Origin of the sequence: Spirulina major PCC 6313 (assembly GCF_001890765.1) — a bacterium.
In the GTDB taxonomy this organism is placed as follows: Bacteria; Cyanobacteriota; Cyanobacteriia; order Cyanobacteriales; family Spirulinaceae; genus Spirulina; species Spirulina major.
In genome coordinates this window covers 839,522-863,919 of record NZ_KV878783.1, presented here as the reverse complement: position 1 = coordinate 863,919, position 24,398 = coordinate 839,522, and the positions used below count along the sequence as shown (strand labels likewise).

Annotated in this window: 15 protein-coding genes and 1 pseudogene; 6 read left to right on the top strand and 10 right to left on the bottom strand. The window is 53.9% G+C overall.

From position 1 onward, the window contains the following. Positions 1-15: 15 nt before the first annotated feature. The 5 genes from SPI6313_RS03890 to SPI6313_RS22195 form a co-directional block, all read right to left on the bottom strand. Positions 16-1,491, bottom strand: a complete 1,476-nt coding sequence (locus SPI6313_RS03890; protein WP_217650734.1) for an alanine/glycine:cation symporter family protein — start codon at positions 1,489-1,491, stop codon at positions 16-18. A 205-nt stretch (positions 1,492-1,696) separates the two neighbouring features. Then, on the bottom strand, positions 1,697-2,524 hold the full coding sequence (locus SPI6313_RS22200) for an IS1 family transposase (protein ID WP_084668882.1): 828 nt from the start codon (positions 2,522-2,524) through the stop codon (positions 1,697-1,699). A gap of 235 nt (positions 2,525-2,759) precedes the next feature. Then, positions 2,760-3,374, bottom strand: coding sequence for a glutathione S-transferase family protein (locus tag SPI6313_RS03880; protein WP_072619812.1), 615 nt, complete (start codon positions 3,372-3,374; stop codon positions 2,760-2,762). Positions 3,375-3,786: 412 nt separating this feature from the next. Further along, on the bottom strand, positions 3,787-4,128 hold the full coding sequence (locus SPI6313_RS03875; protein ID WP_072619811.1) for a PIN domain-containing protein: 342 nt from the start codon (positions 4,126-4,128) through the stop codon (positions 3,787-3,789). Beyond that, a protein-coding gene (locus SPI6313_RS22195) for an IS630 family transposase (protein ID WP_139276502.1) occupies positions 4,118-5,247 on the bottom strand; the annotation gives its coding sequence in 2 pieces (ribosomal slippage) (positions 4,118-4,830 and positions 4,830-5,247; 1,131 coding nt in all). Before SPI6313_RS22195 ends, SPI6313_RS03875 begins: the two co-directional genes overlap by 11 nt. Before the next feature lie 86 nt (positions 5,248-5,333). On the opposite strand from SPI6313_RS22195, the gene SPI6313_RS23880 reads away from it, so the two are divergent. The 3 genes from SPI6313_RS23880 to SPI6313_RS03850 all read left to right on the top strand — a co-directional run bounded on the left by SPI6313_RS23880 (position 5,334) and on the right by SPI6313_RS03850 (position 10,616). Then, a complete protein-coding gene (locus SPI6313_RS23880) occupies positions 5,334-6,983 on the top strand; it encodes a CHAT domain-containing protein (protein ID WP_084668881.1) in 1,650 nt (549 codons plus the stop codon). A gap of 371 nt (positions 6,984-7,354) precedes the next feature. Then, the gene (locus SPI6313_RS03855) at positions 7,355-8,818 is read left to right on the top strand and encodes a hypothetical protein (RefSeq protein ID WP_072619807.1); all 1,464 of its coding nucleotides are present in this window, start codon (positions 7,355-7,357) and stop codon (positions 8,816-8,818) included. Between the two features lie 226 nt (positions 8,819-9,044). After that, positions 9,045-10,616 carry an AAA family ATPase gene (locus SPI6313_RS03850; RefSeq protein WP_072619806.1) on the top strand — a complete coding sequence of 524 codons (1,572 nt, stop codon included), beginning with the start codon at positions 9,045-9,047 and terminating at the stop codon, positions 10,614-10,616. 227 nt (positions 10,617-10,843) lie between these two features. On the opposite strand, the gene SPI6313_RS03845 is transcribed toward SPI6313_RS03850, so the two are convergent. Then, positions 10,844-11,560: a cupin domain-containing protein gene (locus SPI6313_RS03845; RefSeq protein WP_139276500.1), complete on the bottom strand. Its 717-nt coding sequence runs from the start codon at positions 11,558-11,560 to the stop codon at positions 10,844-10,846. Positions 11,561-11,733: 173 nt separating this feature from the next. Next, the gene (locus tag SPI6313_RS03840; protein WP_072619804.1) at positions 11,734-13,212 is read right to left on the bottom strand and encodes a CHASE3 domain-containing protein; all 1,479 of its coding nucleotides are present in this window, start codon (positions 13,210-13,212) and stop codon (positions 11,734-11,736) included. A gap of 632 nt (positions 13,213-13,844) precedes the next feature. On the opposite strand from SPI6313_RS03840, the gene SPI6313_RS03835 reads away from it, so the two are divergent. Further along, entirely contained in the window at positions 13,845-17,855 is a 4,011-nt protein-coding gene (locus tag SPI6313_RS03835; protein ID WP_084668880.1) for a CHAT domain-containing protein, read from the top strand. 153 nt (positions 17,856-18,008) lie between these two features. Here the strand turns inward: SPI6313_RS03835 and SPI6313_RS03830 are convergent. From SPI6313_RS03830 to codB, 3 genes and pseudogenes are all read right to left on the bottom strand, one after another. Then, positions 18,009-18,458 (bottom strand): annotated as a pseudogene (locus SPI6313_RS03830) (helix-turn-helix domain-containing protein); the annotation flags it as partial. A 173-nt stretch (positions 18,459-18,631) separates the two neighbouring features. Continuing rightward, positions 18,632-19,618: a diguanylate cyclase gene (locus SPI6313_RS03825; protein ID WP_072619801.1), complete on the bottom strand. Its 987-nt coding sequence runs from the start codon at positions 19,616-19,618 to the stop codon at positions 18,632-18,634. Between the two features lie 166 nt (positions 19,619-19,784). Beyond that, positions 19,785-21,044: a cytosine permease gene (gene codB, locus SPI6313_RS03820; protein WP_072619800.1), complete on the bottom strand. Its 1,260-nt coding sequence runs from the start codon at positions 21,042-21,044 to the stop codon at positions 19,785-19,787. Positions 21,045-21,369: 325 nt separating this feature from the next. Here codB and SPI6313_RS03815 point away from each other — a divergent pair, with 325 nt between their 5' ends. Together SPI6313_RS03815 and SPI6313_RS03810 are read left to right on the top strand one after the other, a co-directional pair. Next, entirely contained in the window at positions 21,370-23,961 is a 2,592-nt protein-coding gene (locus SPI6313_RS03815) for a GumC family protein (protein WP_072619799.1), read from the top strand. Continuing rightward, positions 23,961-24,383, top strand: coding sequence for a hypothetical protein (locus SPI6313_RS03810; RefSeq protein WP_072619798.1), 423 nt, complete (start codon positions 23,961-23,963; stop codon positions 24,381-24,383). The genes SPI6313_RS03815 and SPI6313_RS03810 overlap by 1 nt, the downstream gene beginning before the upstream one ends. The last annotated feature ends 15 nt before the right edge of the window (positions 24,384-24,398 follow it).

The following is a 24,398-nucleotide window of genomic DNA, read 5'->3' as shown; positions in this document are numbered from 1 at the left end:
CTTAAATGGGTTCCCTTATTCGTAGGTCAACATATTGCCGGAGCTTAATCGATCCCAATAGTCTTTCAAATCACTGGCGACTTCATTGGAAAGAATGTAACAGCCGATCAAGTTAGGGAATGCCATACCGAGTAACATTAAATCGCTGAAGTCGATGATCAAACCCAAGCTGGTTAAGCAACCTAAGAAGGTGCAGACGATGTAGATCACTTTGAAGATGATCGTAGTTTCGGAGCCGAATAAATAGCTCCAGGCTTGGATGCCGTAATAGCTCCAGGAAATAATCGTGGAGAAGGCAAATAAACACACCGCAATGCTCAAGACGATGGGAAACCAACTAATCACGGAGGCGAAGGCGTTGGAGGTCATCGCCACACCGCTTAATTCGTCGCCAGTATCTTGGTAAACACCGCTGAGGACGATCGCGATCGCCGTCATGTTACAGATTACGACGGTATCAATGAACGGCTCAAGCAGTGCCACGATACCTTCGCGGATATGTTCATCGGTACGGGCGGCGGAGTGTGCGATCGCGGCTGAACCCACACCGGCTTCATTGGAAAACGAACTACGGCGAATCCCCTGCACCATGACCCCAACGATGCCACCCACAGCGGCAGAGGGTGCAAAGGCTTCCCGGAAGATCGTCGCTACAGCGGCCGGAACTTCAGCGATATTGACCACAATCACGAACAGACAAGCAACTGCATAGATCACCGCCATTGCCGGGACGAGTTTTTCCGCCACGGCCCCGATGCGACGAATCCCGCCAATAATCACGAAGCCCGCCAAACCTGCAAGCACAAGCCCAAACAGCCATGCTGGGATGCCGGGCACTAAGCCATTAATCGCAGCGTAGGCTTGGTTGGACTGAAACATATTCGCCCCGCCAAGGCTCCCACCCAGGCAGAGAATGCAGAACAACACCGCCAATCCTTTCCCCAGGGGACGCATCCCCTTGGGGGATAAACCCCGCGTCAGGTAATACATCGGCCCGCCTAAGACGGTTCCGTCACTGGCGATGCGGCGATATTTCACCGCCAGGGTGCATTCCACAAACTTAGTGACCATGCCGCAAAAACCCGCCAGGGTCAGCCAGACCATCGCGCCGGGGCCGCCTAACTGAATGGCGACGGCAACCCCGGCAATATTACCGAGGCCGACGGTTCCGGAAACAGCAGTGGCGAGGGCTTGAAAGTGGGAGACTTCCCCTTCGTCATTGGGGTCGTCAAATTTGCCTTGGACGACTTCTATGGCGTGCTTAAAGCCGCGCACATTGATAAAACCCATCCGCAAGGTGAAGAAGATGGCAGCGATAAAGAGCCACAGCACAATGAAAGGGAATCCATTTTCGCCCCCAATTTTAAAAAAGAGCAGGACGGACATCACGTCCACGATGGGTTTGAAGATGGCATCGGCCCCGGTAACAGCGGCATCCTGGGCAAAGGCACGGGGTGCGATCGCACAGATGAGGAGAGCCGTTAAGCCCATCGACCTCCACAGTGGATTTTGAATCAGCATCAATCCGAGGTTTCTAACGGCAGTGGCCCAGGGATGGAGAGGACGGCGCGGTCTAAACGATTTCATAAGGATAGTGTTTTAATGACAGAGCTAGGCAATGATCATCAATGCAGAACGTCACAATGAGATGGGGAGTCAACCCTCCCAAATTAAACAAACCCCACTTGGTAGTGCATTAGATTATTGTGGGGAAGGAGAGGATATCCTGCCAACTCCAGCGATGGTCAGTCAATCCTGCTCGTTGTGCCGCCGTGCTCTTGTAGCGACTGTGCTGCCAGATCCAGTTGAAATAACTCACCACTAAACGCACCGTCACCTTTGTCTGCTGCCACAGTTTGCCAAACTTGTTCTGTCGTCGATGCCACCTACCCGTCTGCTGCCTGATAATTCCATTGGTACGCTCCAACCGTTGCGTTTGGTCTTTGCCAATGTAGTGCTCAATTTCCAGCGGCAGTACCCGCTCATATCCTCCCCAGTTGTCACTATTCCATTGCTGGCAATGGGTCTTTCCCTCCGTGCTCACCACCAGTTCTTCAATCAGTTCATCGGTGTGTTTCCCCACTCGTGCTGTCAAGATTAACCCGCTCGAATCTGCCAAACTCATCGCAATCCAGCAATCGCCTACTTCAACTTCTTCGGGCAAGCATTGTTTGTTTTTTTTCACGAATGACCACATCTCATCAGCACTCACGTCCTCCGTTTCCACGCCCTGCACTTGGTCGTTATGAACCAGCAAAGCTTTAGCACTGGCGGCACGAATAATACTGACCACGGTGTTATAGGCTAATCCGCTGATGCGGCTGACTCCTCGCAAGCTAGTGCCTTCACTGTGGGCTTGAAGTACTTGCTCAATCTGCTCCGGAGTAACATGGCGATAGTAGTAGAGGGTGTCAAAACTCTCGGCAAAGGTTTGCTGGCAGTGAGGGCAGAAGTAGCGTTGATGACCATTGGGCATTTTGCCGTGTTTGTGGGTTTTGGGATGACCGCAGAGCCGACATTCCATAGTTTTAGTGCAGTGGTAACGATTCCTCTACTTTACCAAACCCACATCATTTTGACGCACTACCCCCCACTTGAATGCCCAGGGTTGCAGATCAATCCGTTGATGGTACGAATCAAAAGATCCTACGATCTCGACATTCATCATGGGTTTGCTGAATGTATCACTTGGTAATAACAATGTTTTAGGCTTGGTGCTGTTAAATTCGGCACGGTCTCTCCATGAGATGGGGCGCTGCTTAGGTCTTCTGATTGACGCGAGCCATACCCGCTTGGACGGCCGGGCGAGCGGTGAGGGTGTTCACCCATCGGGTGAGATGGGGATATGCCTCAATGGAGACTTGGAGATGGTTATAGAGGGCGATCCAGGGATAGAGGGCGATATCTGCAATGGAATAGGCTCCGGCTACATAGTCCCGGTGGCTCAGTTGCCGATCGAGAACGCCGAACAGGCGCAGGGTTTCGGCTTCGTAGCGGGTGATGCCGTAGGGTACGGGTTCCGGGGCACTGTGGCGAAAATGCCCCAACTGGCCGAGCATGGGCCCAACGCTGCCCATCTGAAACATCAACCATTGCAGTGCATCCATGCGTTGAGCGCGATCGCTCGGCCACAGCATCCCGGTTTTTTCTGCCAAATAGATCAAAATCGCCCCGGATTCAAAAATCGTCAGCCCCGTATCCCGGTCGGTGATCACCGGGATTTTGCTGTTGGGGTTGAGGGCGACAAATTCGGGGCTGAACTGTTCTTTTTGGGACAGGTCAATGGTGTGGACAGTGTAGGGGAGTCCCATTTCTTCGAGGGCGATCGCAGGTTTGCGACCGTTGGGCGTGGCAGCGGTATAAAGGTCAATCATGAGTAATATCAAAAGAAACGCGAAAACATTCCAAACAACAAATTTGAGGTTAATGGAGAAGTGTAACCCGGTTTAGATAGTAAGAACCGTCCCACCGCCCAGCATTAAAACCCCTGGCTCATAGCGAAAGTGGGCTGAAGCCCACTCCGGAAAGCGTTTCAACGGGTTTGCGCTATGGGGCGGGGATTTCAATCACCCCACACAGCCAAACCCCAAAAAAATTTCCCCCAAACTGCAAAAACGTTCGTTCAGCCTCCTATAAGTGAATACGGTCAGCTTGTTGAGGTCATCCCATGGGACATTTTATGCTTGCCTTGGCGCTGCGCCCCTTGCTGGGCTACGTTGGGGGCGTGTTTGCTGCGAGGGGAGTTGGAGGGATGGGTCAGGGGGTGGGGGTGTTGGGTCTTAAGTATTATTCTTCCTGAGCTAAAGCCACGATTTGTTGATACAGCGGATTGCGAAAAGATGAGAACGCTACTTCCCCCTTTTTAAGGGGGATTGAGGGGGATCTGTGTACCGCAATTTTATGAAAACCGCTATGTAGCCGCTCGGAAATCCAAGTTCCTTGCTTTCGCATTGCATCGAGTACAGTTTTGACGGACTGGAGTAAACCCTGTCGCTTGGCCAGAACTAAAATCCCCATCGTGCCAATTAACGGTAAATTTCGAGACCGGGCAACTCGTCGCGCAGCTTGCTCATTGATTAATAACTGAGCGGCTTGTTGTTCTTCGGCTAGTGTCCAGTCAACAATCAATTGACGGATAGAGATGTTGTAATTTTAGCCTGGCATCAGCCGTTGTAAATCGCCAATCAATCCATGTTTCCTGATGATTGCGCTCGTCTTGCCAGGCATCCACTTCACGCTTGAGTGTCTCCTGATCAGAAATCCGGCGACTTAAGCACTGACGACTCAAAACACTCAGTTCAATCTCGGCCATATTCAGCCAACTGCCATGTTTGGGGGTATGGCAAAATTCCAATCGACTCAAGATGCGTTGTGCTTCTGCCGGTTCAAAGGCTTTGTAGAGTGAGGCCGGGGAATGAGTATTGAGATTATCCTGAATGACAATGATTTTTTGGGCTTGGGCGTAATCGATATCCACTAACGTTTTGAGCAAGTGGGCATAATCTACTGCGGTGCGACGCTCTGTGACCGTCACGCGCCGCCACCCAATCATCGGTTCACAGACCATAAACAGGTTGGCTGTCCCGTTGCGCTCATATTCATAATCCACCCGTTCGGGCTGCCCCGGTTGAGCCGGAATGGGTAGGCGGGTTTCTTTGACTAACTGTTTGCTCGCTTCATCAATGCAAATCACAGGCATGTTTGGGGTGTAATCCGTCTGATAGACCGTCAAGACTGCCTCCATATGCCAGACAAACTCTGCGCTTTGGCTCGGTGGAATTACCCAACAGCTTTGTCGCCAGGGTTGGAGTTCGTTTTTTTTAGCAGTTGCCGCACGCTTTCATGGCTGATGTCATCGACATAGTCCAACTCCACCATCTGCTGTGCTAACAAACGTAACGTCCATCGCCCCTGACCTGCGGGCGGTTCACTACAGCACAACGCCACTAAGTGTGCCTCCGTTGTGCCATCCAACTTTCGGGGGCGACGGGGATGGGGGCGAGGGCTTAAGGCTGCCTCTAGCCCCTCTTCGACAAATCGTTTCCGCACTCGCTCAATAGTTCTAAGGCTGATATCAAGGGCTTCTTTTATATCCTGATCTCGCCAACCGGGGGATTGCTGGCAATCGGCTTTGAGGAGAATTCGGGCATGATTAATCAGAGCCGCAGCCCGTTTCCCCGTGGTGACAATTTCCTGGAGGTTTTGTCGTTCTTCGTCACTTAAGCGCACAACGTATTTTTTGACCATGTCAGCCTTGGTTTGAACACTGACTTCATCTTACTCTTCTCACTCGGCACTATCTCTTTGACTAAGCACTAGATGCACTCCTTGCAATTGGTTCCGAACGCCACAAACAAGACTATTTCCGCACCATCTCCGGTTCAACCGACTCCGTCATTTCTCTCAACATCCAAACTGCCCCCACCAACCCCGAAGCCGGAAACCTCGCTCTTACCACCATCCTCCGTCGTAAAGGTCGCATCCTTGATGCCGTCAGCAACAACATCCAACTCCTGCGCGATAATCTAACGCCTGAAAATCAACGCCTCCTGGATAACCTCAGCGCCAAACGTAGCGAACTTGCTGCCGTTCTCTTTCGTCCGCCTGCAACGATCACTGACACCTATCGCCAACGGATCGCCACCCTCAAAGGCGAAGCCGATCGCCTCGAAACCCAACTCGCCCGCGCCAGCGATGAATTCCGCATCCAGAGCGAACCCGTCACCATCGAAGGTATCCAGAGCCTAATCCCTACCGATGCCGCCCTGATCGAAATCGTTCAGTATCGCCCCTACGATCCCAAAACCAACGAATATTCAGACCCCCACTACGCTGCCTATATCCTCCCGGCCAACGGCTCACCCCAATGGCTCGACCTCGGCCCCGCCGCCCCCATCAACACCGCCGCCCAAAACCTCCGCCAAGAACTCGACAACCCCCACGACCTCACCGCCGCCCAACGACGGGGACGGGAACTCGATGCCCTCCTCATGGAGCCGATCCGCGCCAAACTCGGCAACGCCCAACATCTGCTCATTTCCCCCGATAGCCAACTCAACCTGATCCCCTTCGCTGCCCTCGTTAACCCACAAAATCAATACCTCCTCGAAACCCACCAGATCACCTACCTCACCACCGGCCGCGACCTCAAACGCCTCCAACTCAACCCCAAACCCCAATCCCCGCCCCTCATCGTTGCCGACCCCGACTATGGCCAATCAGAAGCAGGCCCATTCATAGCGACGAATAATCGCGCCGCCCAGCGTTCCCAAGACCTGGCAAACCTGCGATTTGGCGACCTCCCCGGCACAGCCGCCGAAGCCGAAGCCCTCACCGCCACCCTACCCAACGCCACGATTCTCACCCGTAACGCAGCCACCGAAAACGCCATCAAACAAGTCCAAGGCCCCGAAATTCTCCACATTGCCACCCACGGCTTCTTTTTAGAAGATGTGGAACGGGTAGCGGCTTCCGATTTCGGTTCAGGTTTTGATGCGCGGGGTCTCATTGATGTGCGTCCCCGTCCCGGTTCCACACCCCGCCCCCGTGGCCCAGTAGAGAATCCCTTACTGCGATCGGGTTTAGCCTTGGCGGGGTTTAATTCACGCCAGAGCGGGGCAGAAGATGGCGCACTCACCGCGTTAGAGGTGGCGGGTCTGAATTTGCGGGGGACACAGTTGGCGATTCTTTCCGCCTGTGAAACCGGCATCGGTGAAGTGGCCAATGGCGAAGGAGTCTATGGGTTGCGGCGTGCCCTGACCATTGCCGGCTCCGAAAGCCAAGTGATTAGCCTCTGGAAAGTGGCGGATGAGGAAACCAAAGATTTAATGGTGGATTATTATCAACGCTTGCAACAGGGAGCCGGTCGCAGTGATGCCCTGCGACAGGTGCAGCTAGCCATGGCGCAAAGTGCCAACAATGCCCACCCCTACTATTGGGCAGCATTCATTCCATCAGGGGATTGGCGACCTATGTCACATTGAAACACCATCCCTACTCCCACGGTGATAGTGAGACATCGCTCCCCTCGTGTCATGGCTCTGCTGTGACATGTGCCTTGAGCGGCTCCGCCGCCTGGAGAGGAACCATAGTGAGAGGATGATGTGGCACACCTTAAGCCTATGGTCTCGCAGCGCGATCGCGCCCCTGAACACCCCCAGACCCGCATCGGTGATACCCTCTGTTATGTCAGTCTCGTTGAATACAGTCACCTGAAATCTTGGGGTTACCGTTGTCTCTCTCTGCGCCAAAGACCAAGGGGATGGGTGCAAACTGTATCAAATCCTGTCACCTTTGGAGATGGGGCTGGGGTTTCGGCCTAGCATGGGAGAAGCTGTCATTTTCTGGTGATGCTGTGTCGAAATTACTCAAGCTAGCCCGCTCTGGGGATTCAGAGGCGATCGCATCGTTGTTAGGAGAAAAACTAGAGTCCCATGGCATTTGGGTGATGGGGCAGCGTCGGGATGAGGTGCTGGATTTAATTGTGGAGTCCCTGAACGGGCCGAAGCAGGATGAGATCGCGCCCTTCATTACCAAAGGTATGCAGTCTTTGCAGCCCGTGGGGGTGCGATCGCTGATTCTCCGGGGGCGACGTATGGGCGAAAGTACCGACACCTGGCAGCAAACCATTCCCCTCACCTACATTCCCCCCGCCGCCCCGGAACCGGAACCCGAACCCATCGCCGCCCCGGTTCCCCCCACCCCGCCCGAACCAGCCCCAGCCTTCCCCACCGCTGCCCCCAACGCCCTGATCGACGCGGCCCAACAGGGCCAATCGGGGGCAATTTCCGGACTCTTTGCCCATGAATTTCGCCGCGATAATGTGATAGTGCGGACGGTGGTGAGCGATCGCCGCGTCACGGTGCGCCTCAGTGCGAATAAAATGCCCGACCAAGCAACCCTCGCACCCAGGGTAGCCAAAACCGCCCAACATCTTGACCTGCCGTTTATGGACCTACTGCGGGTCGAAGGCTATCGGCGGGGCCAGCGTGATCCGATTTGGACGGTGGACTATGAAGGGGGGCGGTTAGCGGACCAGGCGCGATCGCCCCAAGTGCGCCGCCTTGACCCCGATGGGCGCACCTGTATCCTCGGTGGCTTGGCCCTGGGGCTGACGTTGGCGCTGATTCCCCTGACCCGCATCCTGTTCGGAGCCTGGACGGTGATGGTGCATGAATTGGGCCATGCGATCGCCTCGTTACTCTTTGGGTATATCGCCATTCCCAGCTTTGACTTTCAGTATGGCGGCGGCATTACCATCCCGGTGGGCCGAATTCCGTTGTTTACACCCCTTGCCCTCAGCGGCTTCGGCTATCTCTGCTATCACTACCGCCACAATATTCCCACCCAGCGACTCTGGGGCGGGATTCTGCTCCTCTACGGCCTGGCCAGCATCACCGCCCTCGATCAGATCCTGATTACCGCCATGGGCCACGGCGGCGAACTGGTAGCGATCGCCCTCTGTCTTTATTTCGCCCTGGGTCGATATTTTTGTCTGCGGCCGCAGGAACGGTTGATCATGGCGCTGTTGGGCTGGTTTACGCTGTTTGACCTGTGGCATTTTGGCGGCAAACTGCTGTTTTCGGCGACGGCTCTGGCGAATTATATCGCGGGCAAAGGCGGCCTTTTAGATCATGATCTGGTCAAACTGGCGGATCAGTTGCCCCTGGTGGGGGTGAAGGCCTTGGCGATGCTGTTGATCCTGTTGGGGGGTGGGGCGATCGCGATCGCAGCCCTGGCCTTTCGGTATGAACAGTGGTGGATGGGAGCGATCGCCCGGCGAGCAGTCCGCGATCCATCCCAATTAGCAAACCCATAACCACACCATGAGTACAGGACAAACGTTGAAATGTACGGCAAAATCTTGATTTTGATGGAGTGGGAGCATCTTGCTCCCTATTTTGTCTGATCCCAGCGGGTAAGATGCCCGCACTACAGACTATGGATTTTTAGGGAGTTAGGTTTTGCTATTGTTCTCCCCAACCTACGAAATCATCAGGGTTTTAGACCAAGCCTGATTTTTGTCCTATACCCATAACCACACCATGAATTTAGCCGCCAGTATTTACGATCTTAAACTGCTCGTCCAATCTTTCCATCCGATCATCGCCATGGAAACCGTGGAAGAAGAACGGGTAGAAAATGTCCTCAAAGGAATGACGCGAGAACTCCATATTCCCCTCTTTGAATGGACGGTGAATCGGGGCTTGTATCTGTCCCCCGGCAGTAAGTTCGCGCCCCAACTGAATGAATGCACCCCGGACAGTGGCAATCCGATGACGGTGTATGAAAACACCCAAAAACCCCTGGATATGCTCTGTCATCTCGAAACATTGAACCGGAAAGCGGTGTATCTGCTCAAGGATTTTGGGGGGTATTTAAAAGATGATGAGGTGGCGCGACAGATTCGGAATTTGGCGCGATTGTTGCGGAAAAATCGCGGCGCATTGGTGTTGACGGGGACAGCGTTGGAATTACCGACAGCGATCGCCCATGAGACGGTGTTTTATGATTTGAAACTGCCGGGGCGGGATGAACTGTATAAAGTGGTGTCCGAGGTGGTGCGATCGCTCAACCAACGCAAGCAACAAGTCAAAGTCGAACTCCAAGACCACGAACTCAAAGAACTCGTCCGCGCCCTCAGCGGCATGACCCTAATCCAAGCCCGCCAAGTGGTGGCCTACGCCGCCCTCGAAGACGGCAAACTCACCGCCGAGGACATTAACCGCATCCTCCACCGCAAAGCCCAAGTCATCCAAGCCGACGGCCTGCTCGAATATTTCCCCGCCTCAGAAAACCAAGCCAACCTCGGCGGCTTCGTCGGGTTGAAACAATGGCTCAAACGCGCCCGCGTCGGCTTTTCCAGCGAAGCCCGCGACCTCAAACTCCCACCCCCCAAAGGCATCTTGATCGTCGGGGTACAGGGCTGCGGTAAGTCCCTCGCCGCCAAAACCATCGCCCGCGAATGGCGTTTACCCTTGATCAAGCTGGACATGGGGCGGCTCTACGATAAATATGTCGGCGAATCCGATCGCAATTTTCGCCGCGCCGTCACCCTCGCCGAATCGATCGCGCCGACGGTGTTGTGGATTGATGAGATTGAAAAAAGTTTGGGCAGCACCGACAGCGGTGGCAGTGATGGGGGCCTGAGTCGGCGGCTGTTTGGGGCCTTCCTCACCTGGTTACAGGAAAAGTCTCAAGAGGTGTTTGTGGTGGCGACGGCCAATGATTTAACCCAACTGCCGCCGGAATTGCTGCGCAAGGGGCGATTTGATGAGATCTTTTTTGTGGATCTACCAGACGAGCAGGAGCGGGCGGCGATCCTGACGATTCACCTGCGATCGCACCATCAACCCCTCGAAACCTTCGATCTCCCCCGCCTGATCCAAGCCACCCACGGCTTCAGTGGGGCCGAAATTGAACAAGCGATCGTCTCAGCCCTCTACCGCGCCCTCTACCTCAAACAAGCCCTCGACACCGATCTCCTCATCCTCGAAATTGAATCCACCGTCCCCCTCTCCGTCTCTCGCCGCGAAGACGTGGAACACCTCCGCACCACGGCTCGCAGTCGTTTCGTCGATGTCAAAACCGGAACCCGCCAACCCCCCACCCCATAACAGTCAAGCCTGCTGCTGCTCCATAACCCAAGTTGCGAGTCTAGCTCTGGCTTTAATCCTCTGTAGTGCGAGCTTCTAGCTCGCTGCTGCTGATTCAGAGGATCAAATGCAGGCTAGGTCAACTTTAATCCTCTGTAGTGCGAGCTTCTAGCTCGCTGCTGCTGATTCAGAGGATCAAATGCAGGCTAGGTCAACAGTGGCACATTATCTATTAGCAGTAGCACCATTCAAGCCGAGAACTCAAACGCAAGTCCCAACACCAGACAGCGATCGCCCATCCCCCCCACTCGGTAGGATTGCGGGTCGAGGCTAGGGGTAACAACCAAGTGATGGCGATCCGCAGGTGTACCGTCGAGGGTACAACACCCTTGCAGCACCAGCAGACAATTGCCCCGATAGATATATTGTCCGGCAGCGGTCAGGTTCACCAACTCGGCACGGATGCCCCCCGCCGGATCGAGGGGGATCGGGTAGACCGAAACAGCCTCGTGAACAGGGGTAAAGGGGTATTGGGTATCGAGGTCTGGGGCGAGGGCGTTGATCTGGATGGGGGACGCGGTGGGATCGGGAGCAATGGGGTCAAAATTGGGCGGGGAGGCATAGGCCAACAGAAAAAAACCGCTGCTGTGGGTGATGGCGTGGGCACTGCCGGGGGGGTTGAAGGCCAGGGAGCCGGTGGGATAGACCCCATTCGTATCGGTTTGGGAGCCGTGGATCGTGTAGATGGCTTCGGTTTGGGTGTGGTAGTGCTGTCCGACGCTGCCATTGGGGATCGTGTACCAGAGAATGCTGAGATGTTGGGCATCGGCGGCTCCGGACAGGATCAGTTTTTTGAGGTGCGGTTTAAAGGTAAAAAAGTCGTAGGGATCGGGGGCTTGGATCAGGGCGTTGAGATCAATCCGGGTGGATTGGCGGCAAGACGACAACGGGCGATCGCAGGTCATGGCTACCCCTCCATCGTCGTGATCCAGGGCCAAACGATGAGGAGGCGATCGCAATGATCAGACATAGGGTTTTGGCTTCAGCAGAGGACTATGGTTCAACGATACAGGACTGCCGATCCGTTGAGCAGAAAAAACACGCGGAGGCCGTGCGATCGCACCCCCAAAGCAGCCCATCAAACCAAATTCGACAACGTCAGCGCATTGTGCTTTAACTGTTCCGTACTCGTGCGCGTTTCACCAATACCAATCACCGTTTGGGCCGCCCCTTGGTTAATACTCGTCACCACCTCCGTAATTTGTTGCAAGGCAATATCTTGCTGCTTCACATTGGCGGCAATTTGTTGAGAATTGAGCACCACCGTATGCACAGCAGTCACCACCGTTTCAAAAATCGCCGCATTGGATTGCAGCACCTCCATTAATTGATTGATTTTTTCTGTCCCGACTGCGGTAACTTTCGTCGTTGCCGTAATCGACTGTTTAATCTCTTGAACCAAGCCATTGATTTGAGTTGCTGAATGCTTACTTTGATCCGCCAGCTTCCGAATTTCAGACGCAACAACCCCAAACCCCTTGCCATTCTCCCCCGCCCGCACCGCCTCAATCGCGGCATTTAACGCCAACAACTCCGTTTGCATCGCAATCTCACTCACCAAATTAGAAATCAAACCAATTTGAGCCGTTTGGGATTCAAGACGTTGTGTATGGTGGGTGATTTTTTCAGAATTATCGTGCAAGATCGTGACTTTCTGGATTGAAGATTGCATCGAATCCTGACCCGTTTCCGTGAGCGTAATCACTTGTTTTCCTTGGGCAGAACTCGATTCCGCTTGACTCGCCATATGTTGAGAAGAGGCGGCCAGTTCACTAATGGTTGCTGTCGTTTGGCTCATGGAAGCAGCCTGCTGACTCGTAACATTTTCCTGTTCTTCAATCGTACTCGCCAATTGAGACGACATGGATGTTAAGCTTAGCGCAACATCTTCGATGGGTAGAATGACGTTATTTTCAATCAATCGATAGATGAAAAAGATTAAGAATAATAGGCTGATCGTCCCAGACAAGAGCGAAAATTGCATCCATCGTCTTGCCTGCATAGCGTCACTTTGTCGGACTAGCAGCAATTCATCTTCAATCTCATACATCTCATGAAGCCTAGATCGAATTTCATCCATCAATCGCTTACCAAGCTCAGATTTCACCAGTGCCATCAGTTGTTCTTCTTGCCTACTTTTTTTAAGACGAATGGTTTGATTGAGTTCGGCTATTTTTTCATCAATGATAGGTCTTAGATCATCTAAATTTTGAGTTTGTAGCGGGTTATCACTGGTTAACTGATACAGATCTTGAAAGACACGATCAATAGCTTCAAGACTTTGATCATACGGTTCTAGAAAGCTGTCACTGCCTGCGAAAATAAAGCCCCGTTGACCGGTTTCTGCATCCACTAACACTTTTTCGAGGAGGCGAATGTTAGACTTGACCTCGTGGGTATGACCAACAGAGGTAATGGTTTTGATCACGCTACTGTTAGTTGAATAGGCGATCGCACTGACAATCATGTTAATCAATGCGACCAGTCCCAAACCCAAAGCCATCATTGTTCTGAGTTTCCAGGTTTTAGCTTGAGCGTTGATGTTGATCAGCTTCATGGGGGGATTTTGTGAACTCGTTGAGGGTGCGTGGCAGGGCCCTGATTCCGTCGATTGAATCGATTTAATCCTGTTTAATTCTAACCTCAATGACTCGTGCGATCGGTGGATTCTAACGAAATGTTGCAACCACGAATAGACTCCCTTAATGGACTTGATGGTACGGATTGAGGCGGAGCGATCGCACCTCAAACGCAGTCTGAAAATCCATCACAAAACCCCTTGCTCTACACCGATAACACTGAACATCTAGAATCCCCTCGGAAACTCTTCCGGTACTGCCAAGCATAGGAATAATTACTCAATAGGTCTTTGGAATAGTTTACCCATTTGAGAAGGCTATCATGCTAAGTTCTGAGCGGATCAATACTGTCAAAAAATGTGAGATTGAGATCTGTAAATTTTTTTGACCTGTCAAAAAATCGCCTCTTTTGTCTTGAAATGATCGGTCAAATCAGCCGTATCTTTGCACCTAGCGTGAGGGTTGAAAACCTCTGTTGATCGGCTACAGTGGGTAAATCAGGACAAAAAATGCGAACATTTGCCCTCCCTCATTCTGCATTGAGTTGACCGCCGTTCCCGTCCATCCCCCCTCATCCCTGCTGTTTCATCGTCCATCCCATTTTTAAACCATGTCTAAACCCCTTGCTCTGCCTCTATTTCTCACTGTGGGTAGCCTTTTCGGTGCAATGCCGGCAGTGGCCCAATCCATCATCCCCGCCGCCGATGGCACGGGCACAGTGATTGACTACAACGGCATAACCTACACCATTGAGGGGGGAACTCAAGCAGGGGCGAATCTGTTCCATAGTTTTGCGAAATTGGGGTTAAATTCGGGTGAAATCGCCAGTTTTTTGAGTAATTCGACGGTGACGAATATTCTGGGGCGGGTGACGGGGGGCGATCCGTCGGTGATTCATGGGCTGTTGCAGGTGAGTGGCGCGGACTCTAACCTATACCTGATCAATCCGGCGGGGATTGTGTTTGGGACGGGGGCGCGGCTGGATGTGGGGGGGGATTTCTGGGCGACGACGGCCGATCGCATTGGTTTTGAGGGGGGCTGGTGGGATGCGTCGGGGGCGAATGACTACGCAACGTTGGTGGGGGAGCCGCATCAGTTTGCGTTTTTGAGTGAAACGCCGGGGGCCATTATTAATGCGGGGACGTTGACCGCCGGGCGGGGGGTGCATCTCCTCGGTGGCACGATTATCAATACGGGGACGATTCAGGGTGATGGCGTGACGTTGGCGGCGGTTCCGGGGGAACGGTGGGTGAAGGTGACTCCGAAGGGATCGCTGTTGAGTGTGGAAGTGCCGCTGGAGGCGATCGCAGCGGGGATTGCACCGACGGATTTACCGGCGTTGTTGACGGGGGGCGCGGTGACCACTGAGGCGGCGGTGGTGACGGGTTCGGTGCATTTAGAAGGGGAGGTGACGGGGGATCGGGTGGATCTGTGGGCGGCGGATCGGGTGACGGTGACGACTCCGGCAATGGTCGGGGGTGATGTGCGGGTGGCGCGGTTCAGCGAGGGGGGGCTGAATCCGAATCAGGCGGTGTTTATTGATCAGCGGGCGGATCAGGCGGAGGCGCTGCTGTTTGGAGGGGCGGCGGGGACGGTGACGCAGATGGTGAAACGGGATAAAGACGGGCTGGCGATCGCAACGACACAGTTAGCCGAATTGAGTGATGCCGTGGGCCCCTTGGCATCGGTGGCGATCGTGGCGGAGGGGAATGCGGGGAATTTTTGGTTTGGGAATCAGTGGATTACGAGCGAGACGGTGCAGGACTATCAAACCCAGTTGCAAACCTGGTCGGATTCTCTGACGGCGGGGGCAGATCTGCTGTTGTATAGCTGTTTTACGGCCTTGGGGGCGACGGGGGATGCGCTGATGACCAGTTTGGCCGATTTCACGGGAGCAGATGTAGCCGCATCGCTCAATGCTACCGGCAGCGCCAACTATGGCGCGGATTGGGGATTAGAACGCAGCACGGGGGCCATTGAGGCGCACAATCCCTTTCCGGTGACCACCCTAGAGCAATGGTCGGGGAAATTAGCCACCCTGACCGTGACGAACTATGACGATGCGGGGGTGGGAACGTTGCGATCGCAAATCGCCGCCGCTGCCGCTGGGGATACGGTCACTTTTGCCGATGCCTCTCGTTCAGTGCAGTTAAACAGTGAAATCGCTTGGGCCACGGATAACCTGACGATTGACGGCAATGGGGCGACGGTGAGCGGTCAGAATCGCACCCGTGTATTTAATATTGCCGCCGATACCGCAACGCTCCAAAATATCCGGATTCAAAATGGCCGGGTGGCGGGCAATGGGGCGGGGATTAACCATACCGGGACGGGGGCGTTAACCCTCGATCAGGTGCGGCTCCGCAATAATCAAGCCACGGGATCGGGGGGCGGGATTTATAGTGATTCCGGCACAGTGACGATCGCCAATCATGATGGCAATTTAGACCTTGACCTCTATGGGCGCAATCGGGTGTCTTTGGGGGGAACGGGGCGGATTTTGTTAACGGGGGATGTGCAGACTAACGAGGCCCTGACCTTAACCGCCGCCACCACGATCGACATCACCGGCTTAACCTTAACAGCAGGCAATGTGACCTTGACGGCGGGGGATCAAATTCGCACGGGGGATTTAAAAACCGTGGCAACTCCAGACGGAGCAATGGGTGCGATCGCCCTCACCGCAGCCAATCGGATTACCACCGGCTCCCTAGATACGAGCAGCGCCACCGGCGGCGGGGCAATTACCCTCACCGCTGGCCGCCGCATCGCCACCGGCGCGATCGCCACCACCGCCACCACCAGCGGCAATGCCGGCGCGGTGAGCCTGCGGGCCGCTCAAACGATTCAGACCGGCGCAATCAATACCGAAGCCCGCGTGGGACGTGGGGGAGATGTCACCCTCAATACCTTGGGGTTTATGCAAATCGATGGCGCGATCGCCCGTAGTCTGTTCAGTGAAATTAATGATTTTCCCGTGGAGGTCAGCATTTCCACCGCCGGGCGAACCGCTGCCGGAGCGTGGAACAGTGGGCAGGTCAATATTCTCCATGGGGGATTAAATCCCTTCCGCGTCGGCGAAGCGGTGCGCAGTAATCGCAGCGGCACATCCGGGTGGATCACCACAGGCTTAACCACCCTGGAAACGGGCATTTACGAACAGAATTTGGACTTCGGGGATTTGCGAATTCGCCGCCAATGTCCCGTGATTTGCGACAATGACGAGGATTTTGTGGGGGGGATGGACGACCTTAACCCATCCGATCGCTACGTGGAGCAACCGAGGGCCCATTCTCCCGCGATTCAAATCCGCACCAATACTGTTAACTCCCTGGGTGATCCCAAAATCATCGCAACCCTGTCCCAAATTGATCGGCTCATGAGTCAGGACTATACCGCCGCCTTTCAACAACTCGCCGGCGCTCAGACCCCTCAAACCAGTAGCAGTGATGCCGAGGAGGGCGATCGCACCGATGTTTTTGCCCAACTCTTGAACAATCAAGGCACACCTAACCAAACCAACACCCCCGACCTCGCCGAACTCTTCACCTACATTCGGGAACAAACCGGCACATCCTACGGCTTCATCTATGCGTTGAGCTTACCCGATGCCATAGAACTGATCTTAATCACCCCCGATAGCAAAGTCATCCGTCAGATCATTCCCGAAGCCGATCGCGCCACCCTCAACCGCACCGTCACCACCTTCCGCCGTCGGATTCAGGGGTTAGGAAATGGGTATCAAACCTCAGCCAGCCAGCTTTACGATTGGTTAATTCGCCCCCTGGAGCCGTATCTAGCCGACCTTGATGTTGATACCCTGGTGTTTTCCATGAGCGAAGCCCTGCGGACAATTCCCCTCGCGGCGCTCTACGATGGTGAGCGGTTCCTCGTTGAAAAATACAGCCTCGGCCAAGTCCCCAGCCTCAGCCTCACCGATCGCACCTATCGCTCGGTGCAAAATCCCACCGTCCTCGCCATGGGTGCATCGGAGTTTGACCGGTTGCAAGACCTGCCCAGCGTCCCCCTCGAACTCCAAAGCATCACCCAAAACCCCACTAGCCGAGCCTTTCTCAACCAAGACTTTACCCTGGAAAATTTACGCACCTATAGCCGCGATCGCACCTTTAACGTCATCCACCTCGCCACCCATGCCGCCTTTCAACCCGATCAGCTAGATCAAGCCTATATCCAACTCTGGGATGAACGATTACTCATTTCTGACCTGCGAACCCTGGGCTGGAACAATGCGCCGCCGGTAGAATTGCTGGTGCTTAGTGCCTGTGACACTGCGTTTGATGATCCAACCGTGGAACTGGGGTTTGCGGGGTTGGCGGTGCAGGCGGGGGTCAAGTCTGCCCTGGCGAGTCTGTGGCAAGTGTCGGATCTGGGCACGTTGGGACTGATGGATCAATTCTATGCTCAACTCAATGCCCCCACGCCGCTAATTAAAGCCGAAGCCCTCCGCCAAGCCCAACTCAATTTGCTCCGGGGTCAAACGACCATCCGCGACGGTGCGATCGCCAATCTTGACCTCCCGCCCGGCCTCGCCCAATACGACCTCGATTTAACCCATCCTTTCTATTGGAGTGGCTTCACCTTAGTCGGCAGCCCCTGGTAGGTTCAGGATCAACGCCGCCAACCAACGCTTCCTCGTGCTAAGCCAAAAAGATAATAACGGGTAAATTATTTCTGAAAAAGCCCACAGGCAAGAATTGTAGACTTTGGCTACCCGTCAATAAACATTTGACTGTCCACTAGAGACACAATTTGTTTTTTGAAGCGTTCGTCTGACTGTTTCTCTCGAAATTTTAGTCACGATTGTGCGCCGTTTGAGTTCTTGGGTTAATAACCTCACACTCCAATGCGCTCTCCCGTCTGGTGGGTCTGAAGCATACAGGGCGATGATTTGCACTTCTGTCTCTCCATCTACGATCGGGTCTACGGGGGGCTTGCTTCTTGCCTTTCGTTCTAAGGCTGACGCTTCTCCTTGTTCTAGAAATTGTTTCCGGATGCGACCTACTGTGTTGACGTGCAGATTTAACGCTTCACTGATTTCCACATCTGTCCATTTTCTCGTTGCTCCTTCTCCTTCATCACTCATTAGCAAGATCTGGGCGTGAAGGATTTTCTTGGTCGGAGCCTGTCCATTGCGGCTGATCTTTTCTAGCCGTTCTCTCTGCTCTTGGCTGAGAAATATCTTATTTCGTCTTCCTCGTCCCATGGTCTCATTCAATGATTTCACTCTATCTCACTATCTTAGCTGGGTCACGGTAGCAGTGACATGGCATAGCTAAAATCAGGCTTGATTGTGGGGTGGGTTAGGTGGCTAAACGATAGGCTTTGACTGCAATTTGGCAATCCGCCGTGAGCTACGGCTTAAGGGGTGTCGTGACCCTAGTGGCAATCTTGGGCGAGTTGGGTGCAGTTGAGATGGTGGCTGGTGGGGTGAGTGATGTTGGCGTAGCAGCAGTTCCGTCCCGCTTGTTTGGCATAGTAGAGGGCTTGATCGGCACGGCTGAAGAGATCATCAATGCTGTGGTCTGTGGCGGTGTAGGTGGCGACCCCAAAACTGGCGGTGATTTGCGGGGCGGGGTCGAGATCCGGGAGTTTGAGGGTGCTGAGACTTGTACAGAGGCGATTGCCGAGGGTGGCGGCGGCGGTGAGGTTACTTTCGGGTAAAACAATGACGAATTCTTCGCCACCGTAACGCCCAAAGCCGTCTAAGGAGCGGAGTTGGCTTTGGACTTTGGCGGCGATGACTTTGAGGACAACATCTCCGATGAGATGGCCGTAGCGATCGTTCACGGTTTTGAAGTGATCGACATCGAAGATGATTACCGAAAAGATCACATCATAGCGATGGGCGCGTTGAAATTCGGCGGCGGCGAATTCAAAGAGGGAACGACGATTGAGAATGCCGGTGAGGGAGTCGGTGCGGGCGAGGATTTCAACTTCGGTGAGGGATTTTTGGAGGCGATCGCTGAGATCTTTGAGGCGGAGATGAGTGCGCACCCGTGCTAAGAGTTCCGAGCGGTTAAAGGGTTTGGTGATGTAGTCTACCGCACCGCTGTTAAAGGCTTGGACGCAGGATTCACGATCTTGGCGAGCGGTGAGGAAGATAATCGGAATGTGGGAATAGTCCGGATGGCGTTGTAGTTTTTGGCAGACTTCGAGGCCATCCATTTCAGGCATCATCCAATCTAAAAGGATGAGATCGGGTTTGAGGGTGGCGAGGCGATCGAGGACTTGCTGTCCACTGATGGCAAAGGTGGTTTTGTACCCAACGCTTTCTAAAATACTACCCATGACCTTGAGATTAGGTGGTGTGTCATCCACCACCATAATCAGAAAATGAGACGGATCAAAGGAGGTTAAGGTCATGAATAGTTAGCCAGAAAAAGAAGCGATCAACGAAAATCGCTGTGACGATGAACTAGCCTACCCAACTCGCTAGACAATGACAGCAACCGAGAAGCGGATCGCGTGCATAGTCTACCAAACTTACGAGGCTGGGGGGAGGAGGCAGACCGTGACTCTCCTGCTTCGATTATGGCTGAAAAAATCGGCTGGATACGGTATACAGTGCAAAGGCAGCGATAATGCCGTTGAGGGGGGTAATGCCGGGGGCGAAATAGGCGATCGCCGCTGCCACGACATAGGACCCAATCCCAACCCAGTTCATCGCCGGTTGAGGGATACTCAAGGCCGGCAGTACACCGCGCCGATAGAGCCAAAAATCCGCCATGATCACCCCACCAATGGGGGGGATAAACGTACCCAGCAACACCAAAAAGTTAACAAACTGTTCGCTGGCGTAAATGCCGCCAAAGGTGAGGGCGAGGGCAATGGTGGCCCCGGTGAGGACGACAAGGTGACGTTTGGGGGTACGGAAGGCGTGAGCGCCGGCCACTGAGAAGGCGTAGATTGTGTTGTCTTGGGTTGTCCACATGTTCAAGAAGAAAAGGATTAACCCCCACACCAACAATCCTTGCTGCACCATGACTTGGACAATGTCGGAATTGTCGTAGACCAGGGCACTGTAAGCCCCGCTGAAAATCAGAAAGCCGTTGCCGAGAAAGAAGGCAATGAGGGTGGCGATCGCCGCCGTCCGCCCCGATGTTGCAAAGCGGCTCCAGTTCGTCGCTTGCGTTCCGCCAGAAACAAACGTGCCGACGATAATCGTAATCGCCACCGTCAAGGGCAACGGTTCACTGGGGGTCATCGCCGTTAAGCCACTCCAGCCCCCCGCGTCACCCGTCGCCACCGTTAAACTCCACAGCATCAAAATCACCATGGCCGGCACGGCAATCCGACTCAGCCAATCCAGCGCCTGATAGCCAATATATGCCGTCACACAAAAGCCGTAGGTAACGCCAATGATTAACAACCAGTTCAGGGAGGTGGGGAACCCCACCACCGTATTGAGCAAATCAGCAATCAACCCAGACCCCCAGGCATACCAGCCAATTTGGGTAAAGCCCAGAATAAAATCCACCCATCGTGATCCCACCGCCCCAAAACTAAACCGGGCCAGCAGCACCGTATTCAAACCCGTTTGCCCGGCAATATAGCCCAGAGCCGCCGCGTACAACCCCAAAATGAGATTGCCGACGAGGATAACCAAAATTAAGTCCGGAAAAAAAGCAAAGGAGGGCCCCACAATGCCCCCGGCGAACAATGTTCCGGAGTAGAGTGTAAAACCGATGAGAAGAGGAGCGAGGGAGACCATGGATTTACGGGCATGGGCTGGAACGGGACTGAGGGGATAGTCTTCACTCGCTTCGTAATTAGAGCTTGGGGTGTCCATAGGCTTGGTGTTTTTATGGCTAACATCATCAAAGAACCCAGACGCTTAAACTCGTAAGGTTTTGAGCATCTGAGTTTGGGATTAACCCTAAGATAGATTTTTTCTCAGCGTCTGTTGCCGATGTAACGTAATGGCGCAGGGAGTGCGATCGCCCCCCCTCCACCGCCACCGGAACAAACCCCCCAAGTTATCCGACTACAAACCGATCAGTCCGTTATTCCAGCCATAATTACCACTGCCGCTCCCTAGTCATCTGCACTATCCTTAGACAATAGGGAATGTTTCCATAACGTCCATCTATTCTGAACTTAACTGCCCCTTGCCTATGCGAACTCGTGAACAGTTCGATATTGAAGTTAACATTCGGCAACTGTGGCTCATCGTCAAACGACGCTGGCCCATCATCTTCGTTGGCGGTATCTTAGGAGGAGCCTTAGGCGGAATTCCGCCCCTCTTCAACACCCCCATCTATCGTTCGGGGGGAACCCTTCAACTCGTACCACAACAGTCTATTTCCTTCGTGGGCCTCAGTGACGAAGGTGGCTTAATCAACCCCACCAGCGCCCTGAGCAATCCCCTCGCCACCGAAATGCTCGTCATTCAATCACGCCCGATTCTCGAAAAGGTGGCCGAAAAAGTCAACATTACCGATGCCACCGGCCAGCCCCTCACCGCCGGTGCGATCGGGCAAAGACTTGCCGTCGAAATGCTACCCCAAACCGACGTAATCAAGCTGGTATTTGAATCAGAGCGTCCGGCAGATACGGCCGAAGTCGTTAATGCGCTGATCGAGGTCTACATTGAAAACAACATCAACACCAACCGTCAGCAAGCCAAAGCCACCCGCGAATTCATCGGGGAACAACTCCCCAAAGTAGAAGCCGATCTCCAGGAAGTTGAGTTTGCCCTCCGACGTTTCAAAGAAGCGAACAATATCACCTCTATTGACCAAGAAGCGATCGTCATTTCACAAACCATTTCAACTCTAGAAGGTCAAGTCATTGCGCGGGAACAGGAACTCGCCTCCGCCAATGTCCGTTTGGATTTTCTCAATCGAGAATTGGGGTTAACCCCCGATCAAGCGATCACCGCCAACGCCGTCAGTCAATCGGCGGGAGTCCAGGAAGCCTATCGCGCCCTTCAACAACTTGAGCAAGAAATCGAAACCCAACGGGCCCGCTTCACGGATCAAAGTCCCGTCATTTTGAATTTGAAAGACCGCCAACAACGCCTAGAAGAACTCCTCGCTGAACGGGTTCAAGTCGTGACCAATCAAACCCTCAGTAATTACGACTGGATCGAAGCCGGAACTCAGGAGCAAACCCTGCGGGCCAGTATTGTTGATAATTCCCTCGCTAGCATCGCCGCACAACGGGCCCTCGACACCATTAACACCAGCCTCACCAGCTACCGCCGTCGCGCCGAAGAACTCCCCCGCCTCGAACAACAACAGCGGGAACTCGAACGCAAACACCAAGCCGCACGCACCACCTACGAAACCCTCTTGGCAGGCTTGCAAGAAGCCCAAGTGCGTGAAAACCAAGAAGTCGGCAACGTCCGGGTTATTTCCAGTGCTGAAGTACCTGTGATGCCGTCCAATTCGGCTAGCCTCATTTCTCTGGAGTTGATCGCAGGGGGCATTCTTGGGGGGTTCCTGGGCCTATCGATTTCGATTTTGTTAGAACTGCTCGATCGCTCCCTCCGCACCGAATACGAAGCCCGCCGCTTTTTCAATCAATTTCCGGTCATTGGCACAATTCCCGCTTGGTATCCCCAAGATTGGCCCGTTGCCGAGGAGGGCGATTATCAAGATATCAATTACAATCTCCCCCTTTTAGGCAGTATTCCGTCAACGGACAGCCCCCTCTATGCTGTGACGGTTGCCTACCGTCGTTTGCAAACCAATCTTAAACTCATTAACCGTGAGCAAAAAGCTCGCATTTTAGCCGTCACCAGTTCAATTCCAGGGGAAGGTAAATCGGTCACGGCGGCAAATTTGGCAATTTCCCTTTCGATGTTGTCCCATCGGGTACTGCTACTCGAAGCGGATTTAGCCGCACCGCAACAACATGAAATCTGGCGGCTCACCAATGTCTGGGGGCTGGGCAATGTCCTCCAAGAGCAGATTATTTCTGAGCAGGCGATCCAATCCATTACGCCCAACCTCGACATCATGAGTGCGGGAATTGTGACACCGGGGCTGGTGGCGCTGTTGGATAGTGAACGGATGGAAATGCTGGTGCGGCGGATGTCTGAGGTGTATGACTATGTGATTGTGGATTCACCGGCCTTGCTGGTGGCCCCGGAAATGCTGTCGTTGAGTAAGCTCACGGATGGGGTGTTGTTGGTGCTTCGGCCGGGGGTGTTGAATAAAGCAGATGCGGCTTCGGCTCAGGAAACGGTGCGCCAAACAGATCTCAATATTTTGGGATTAATTGTGAATGGTGTGAGTAGTATTCCGTTGAAGTTACCGCAGCCGGATGTGCCGATGGTTCAGGAGCCAACGGTGACCGTAGAGGATGAGATGACTGAGACTGGGGTGGAGGACTTCGACACAGATCAGCAGACTGTGATTAATCAAGATCAAAGCACGATCGCTGAGGGTCGCTTCAAGCCCCATCTCTCGCAGTCGTCTCGTATCCATCAAGCGGATACGGCGGCGGATCTCATTGACGATGATCAGGATACTCGTATTGATGATGAGGATGACCGAGAGACGGCTCTAGAGGCGGCGGATGAATATGATCATTTGTTTGCGAGTCATGACTATAATCATGACTATGATACTGAGCCAACGACGGTGGAGATGGGTGCTGATGACCATGACACCCAGGTTGAGGAGGGGAGGAATGGAGAGCAAGACACAGAGCGTAAGCAAAGTTGGTTGTCTACGGTGACCCAAACCTGGAGGGAGTGATGGGGCGATCGCACCTCATGCTTTATCTCAGCCTTGGCCTCGCCCTGGGGATGATCTCCCCTCCGGATGCGCTGGCGGGGTCGTGTAATGCGGGGCAAAGTTGTCCGCCGCCGCCGGTACGGGTGGCCGTGGGTCAACGGATTCAGATTGAGGTGCAAAATCGCACGCCGCTAACAGTCTATATTGAACCCTTTGGCGGGGAAGCGATCGCCCTCGCCCCCGGTGAATTGAGTCCCCTGTATGTGGGCACGACGATTCGGAATTTTTCCCTCACCTTTTGGCATCGCACCGGAGCCACCCTCCTCGCCACCCTCAGCCAAAACACCCCCCAACATCTGCGCGTTAATATCATTGCCGGGGGTCGGGTGGCGGGGATGAGCGCGGTTTATCTGCGAGATGATGGCACAGTTGAGCGATTTTAACCTGGTAGCGTATCG

What these genes read in the sequence shown, in the direction of transcription:
- SPI6313_RS03890 (WP_217650734.1), bottom strand. Translation starts at nt 1,491, where the DNA reads ATGGGCTTAACGGCTCTCCTCATCTGTGCGATCGCACCCCGTGCCTTT.
- SPI6313_RS03835 (WP_084668880.1), top strand. Translation starts at nt 13,845, where the DNA reads ATGTCTAAACCCCTTGCTCTGCCTCTATTTCTCACTGTGGGTAGCCTT.
- SPI6313_RS03815 (WP_072619799.1), top strand. Translation starts at nt 21,370, where the DNA reads ATGCGAACTCGTGAACAGTTCGATATTGAAGTTAACATTCGGCAACTG.
- SPI6313_RS22200 (WP_084668882.1), bottom strand. Translation starts at nt 2,524, where the DNA reads ATGGAATGTCGGCTCTGCGGTCATCCCAAAACCCACAAACACGGCAAA.
- codB (WP_072619800.1), bottom strand. Translation starts at nt 21,044, where the DNA reads ATGGACACCCCAAGCTCTAATTACGAAGCGAGTGAAGACTATCCCCTC.
- SPI6313_RS03840 (WP_072619804.1), bottom strand. Translation starts at nt 13,212, where the DNA reads ATGAAGCTGATCAACATCAACGCTCAAGCTAAAACCTGGAAACTCAGA.
- SPI6313_RS03850 (WP_072619806.1), top strand. Translation starts at nt 9,045, where the DNA reads ATGAATTTAGCCGCCAGTATTTACGATCTTAAACTGCTCGTCCAATCT.
- SPI6313_RS03825 (WP_072619801.1), bottom strand. Translation starts at nt 19,618, where the DNA reads ATGACCTTAACCTCCTTTGATCCGTCTCATTTTCTGATTATGGTGGTG.
- SPI6313_RS03810 (WP_072619798.1), top strand. Translation starts at nt 23,961, where the DNA reads ATGGGGCGATCGCACCTCATGCTTTATCTCAGCCTTGGCCTCGCCCTG.
- SPI6313_RS03845 (WP_139276500.1), bottom strand. Translation starts at nt 11,560, where the DNA reads ATGACCTGCGATCGCCCGTTGTCGTCTTGCCGCCAATCCACCCGGATT.
- SPI6313_RS03880 (WP_072619812.1), bottom strand. Translation starts at nt 3,374, where the DNA reads ATGATTGACCTTTATACCGCTGCCACGCCCAACGGTCGCAAACCTGCG.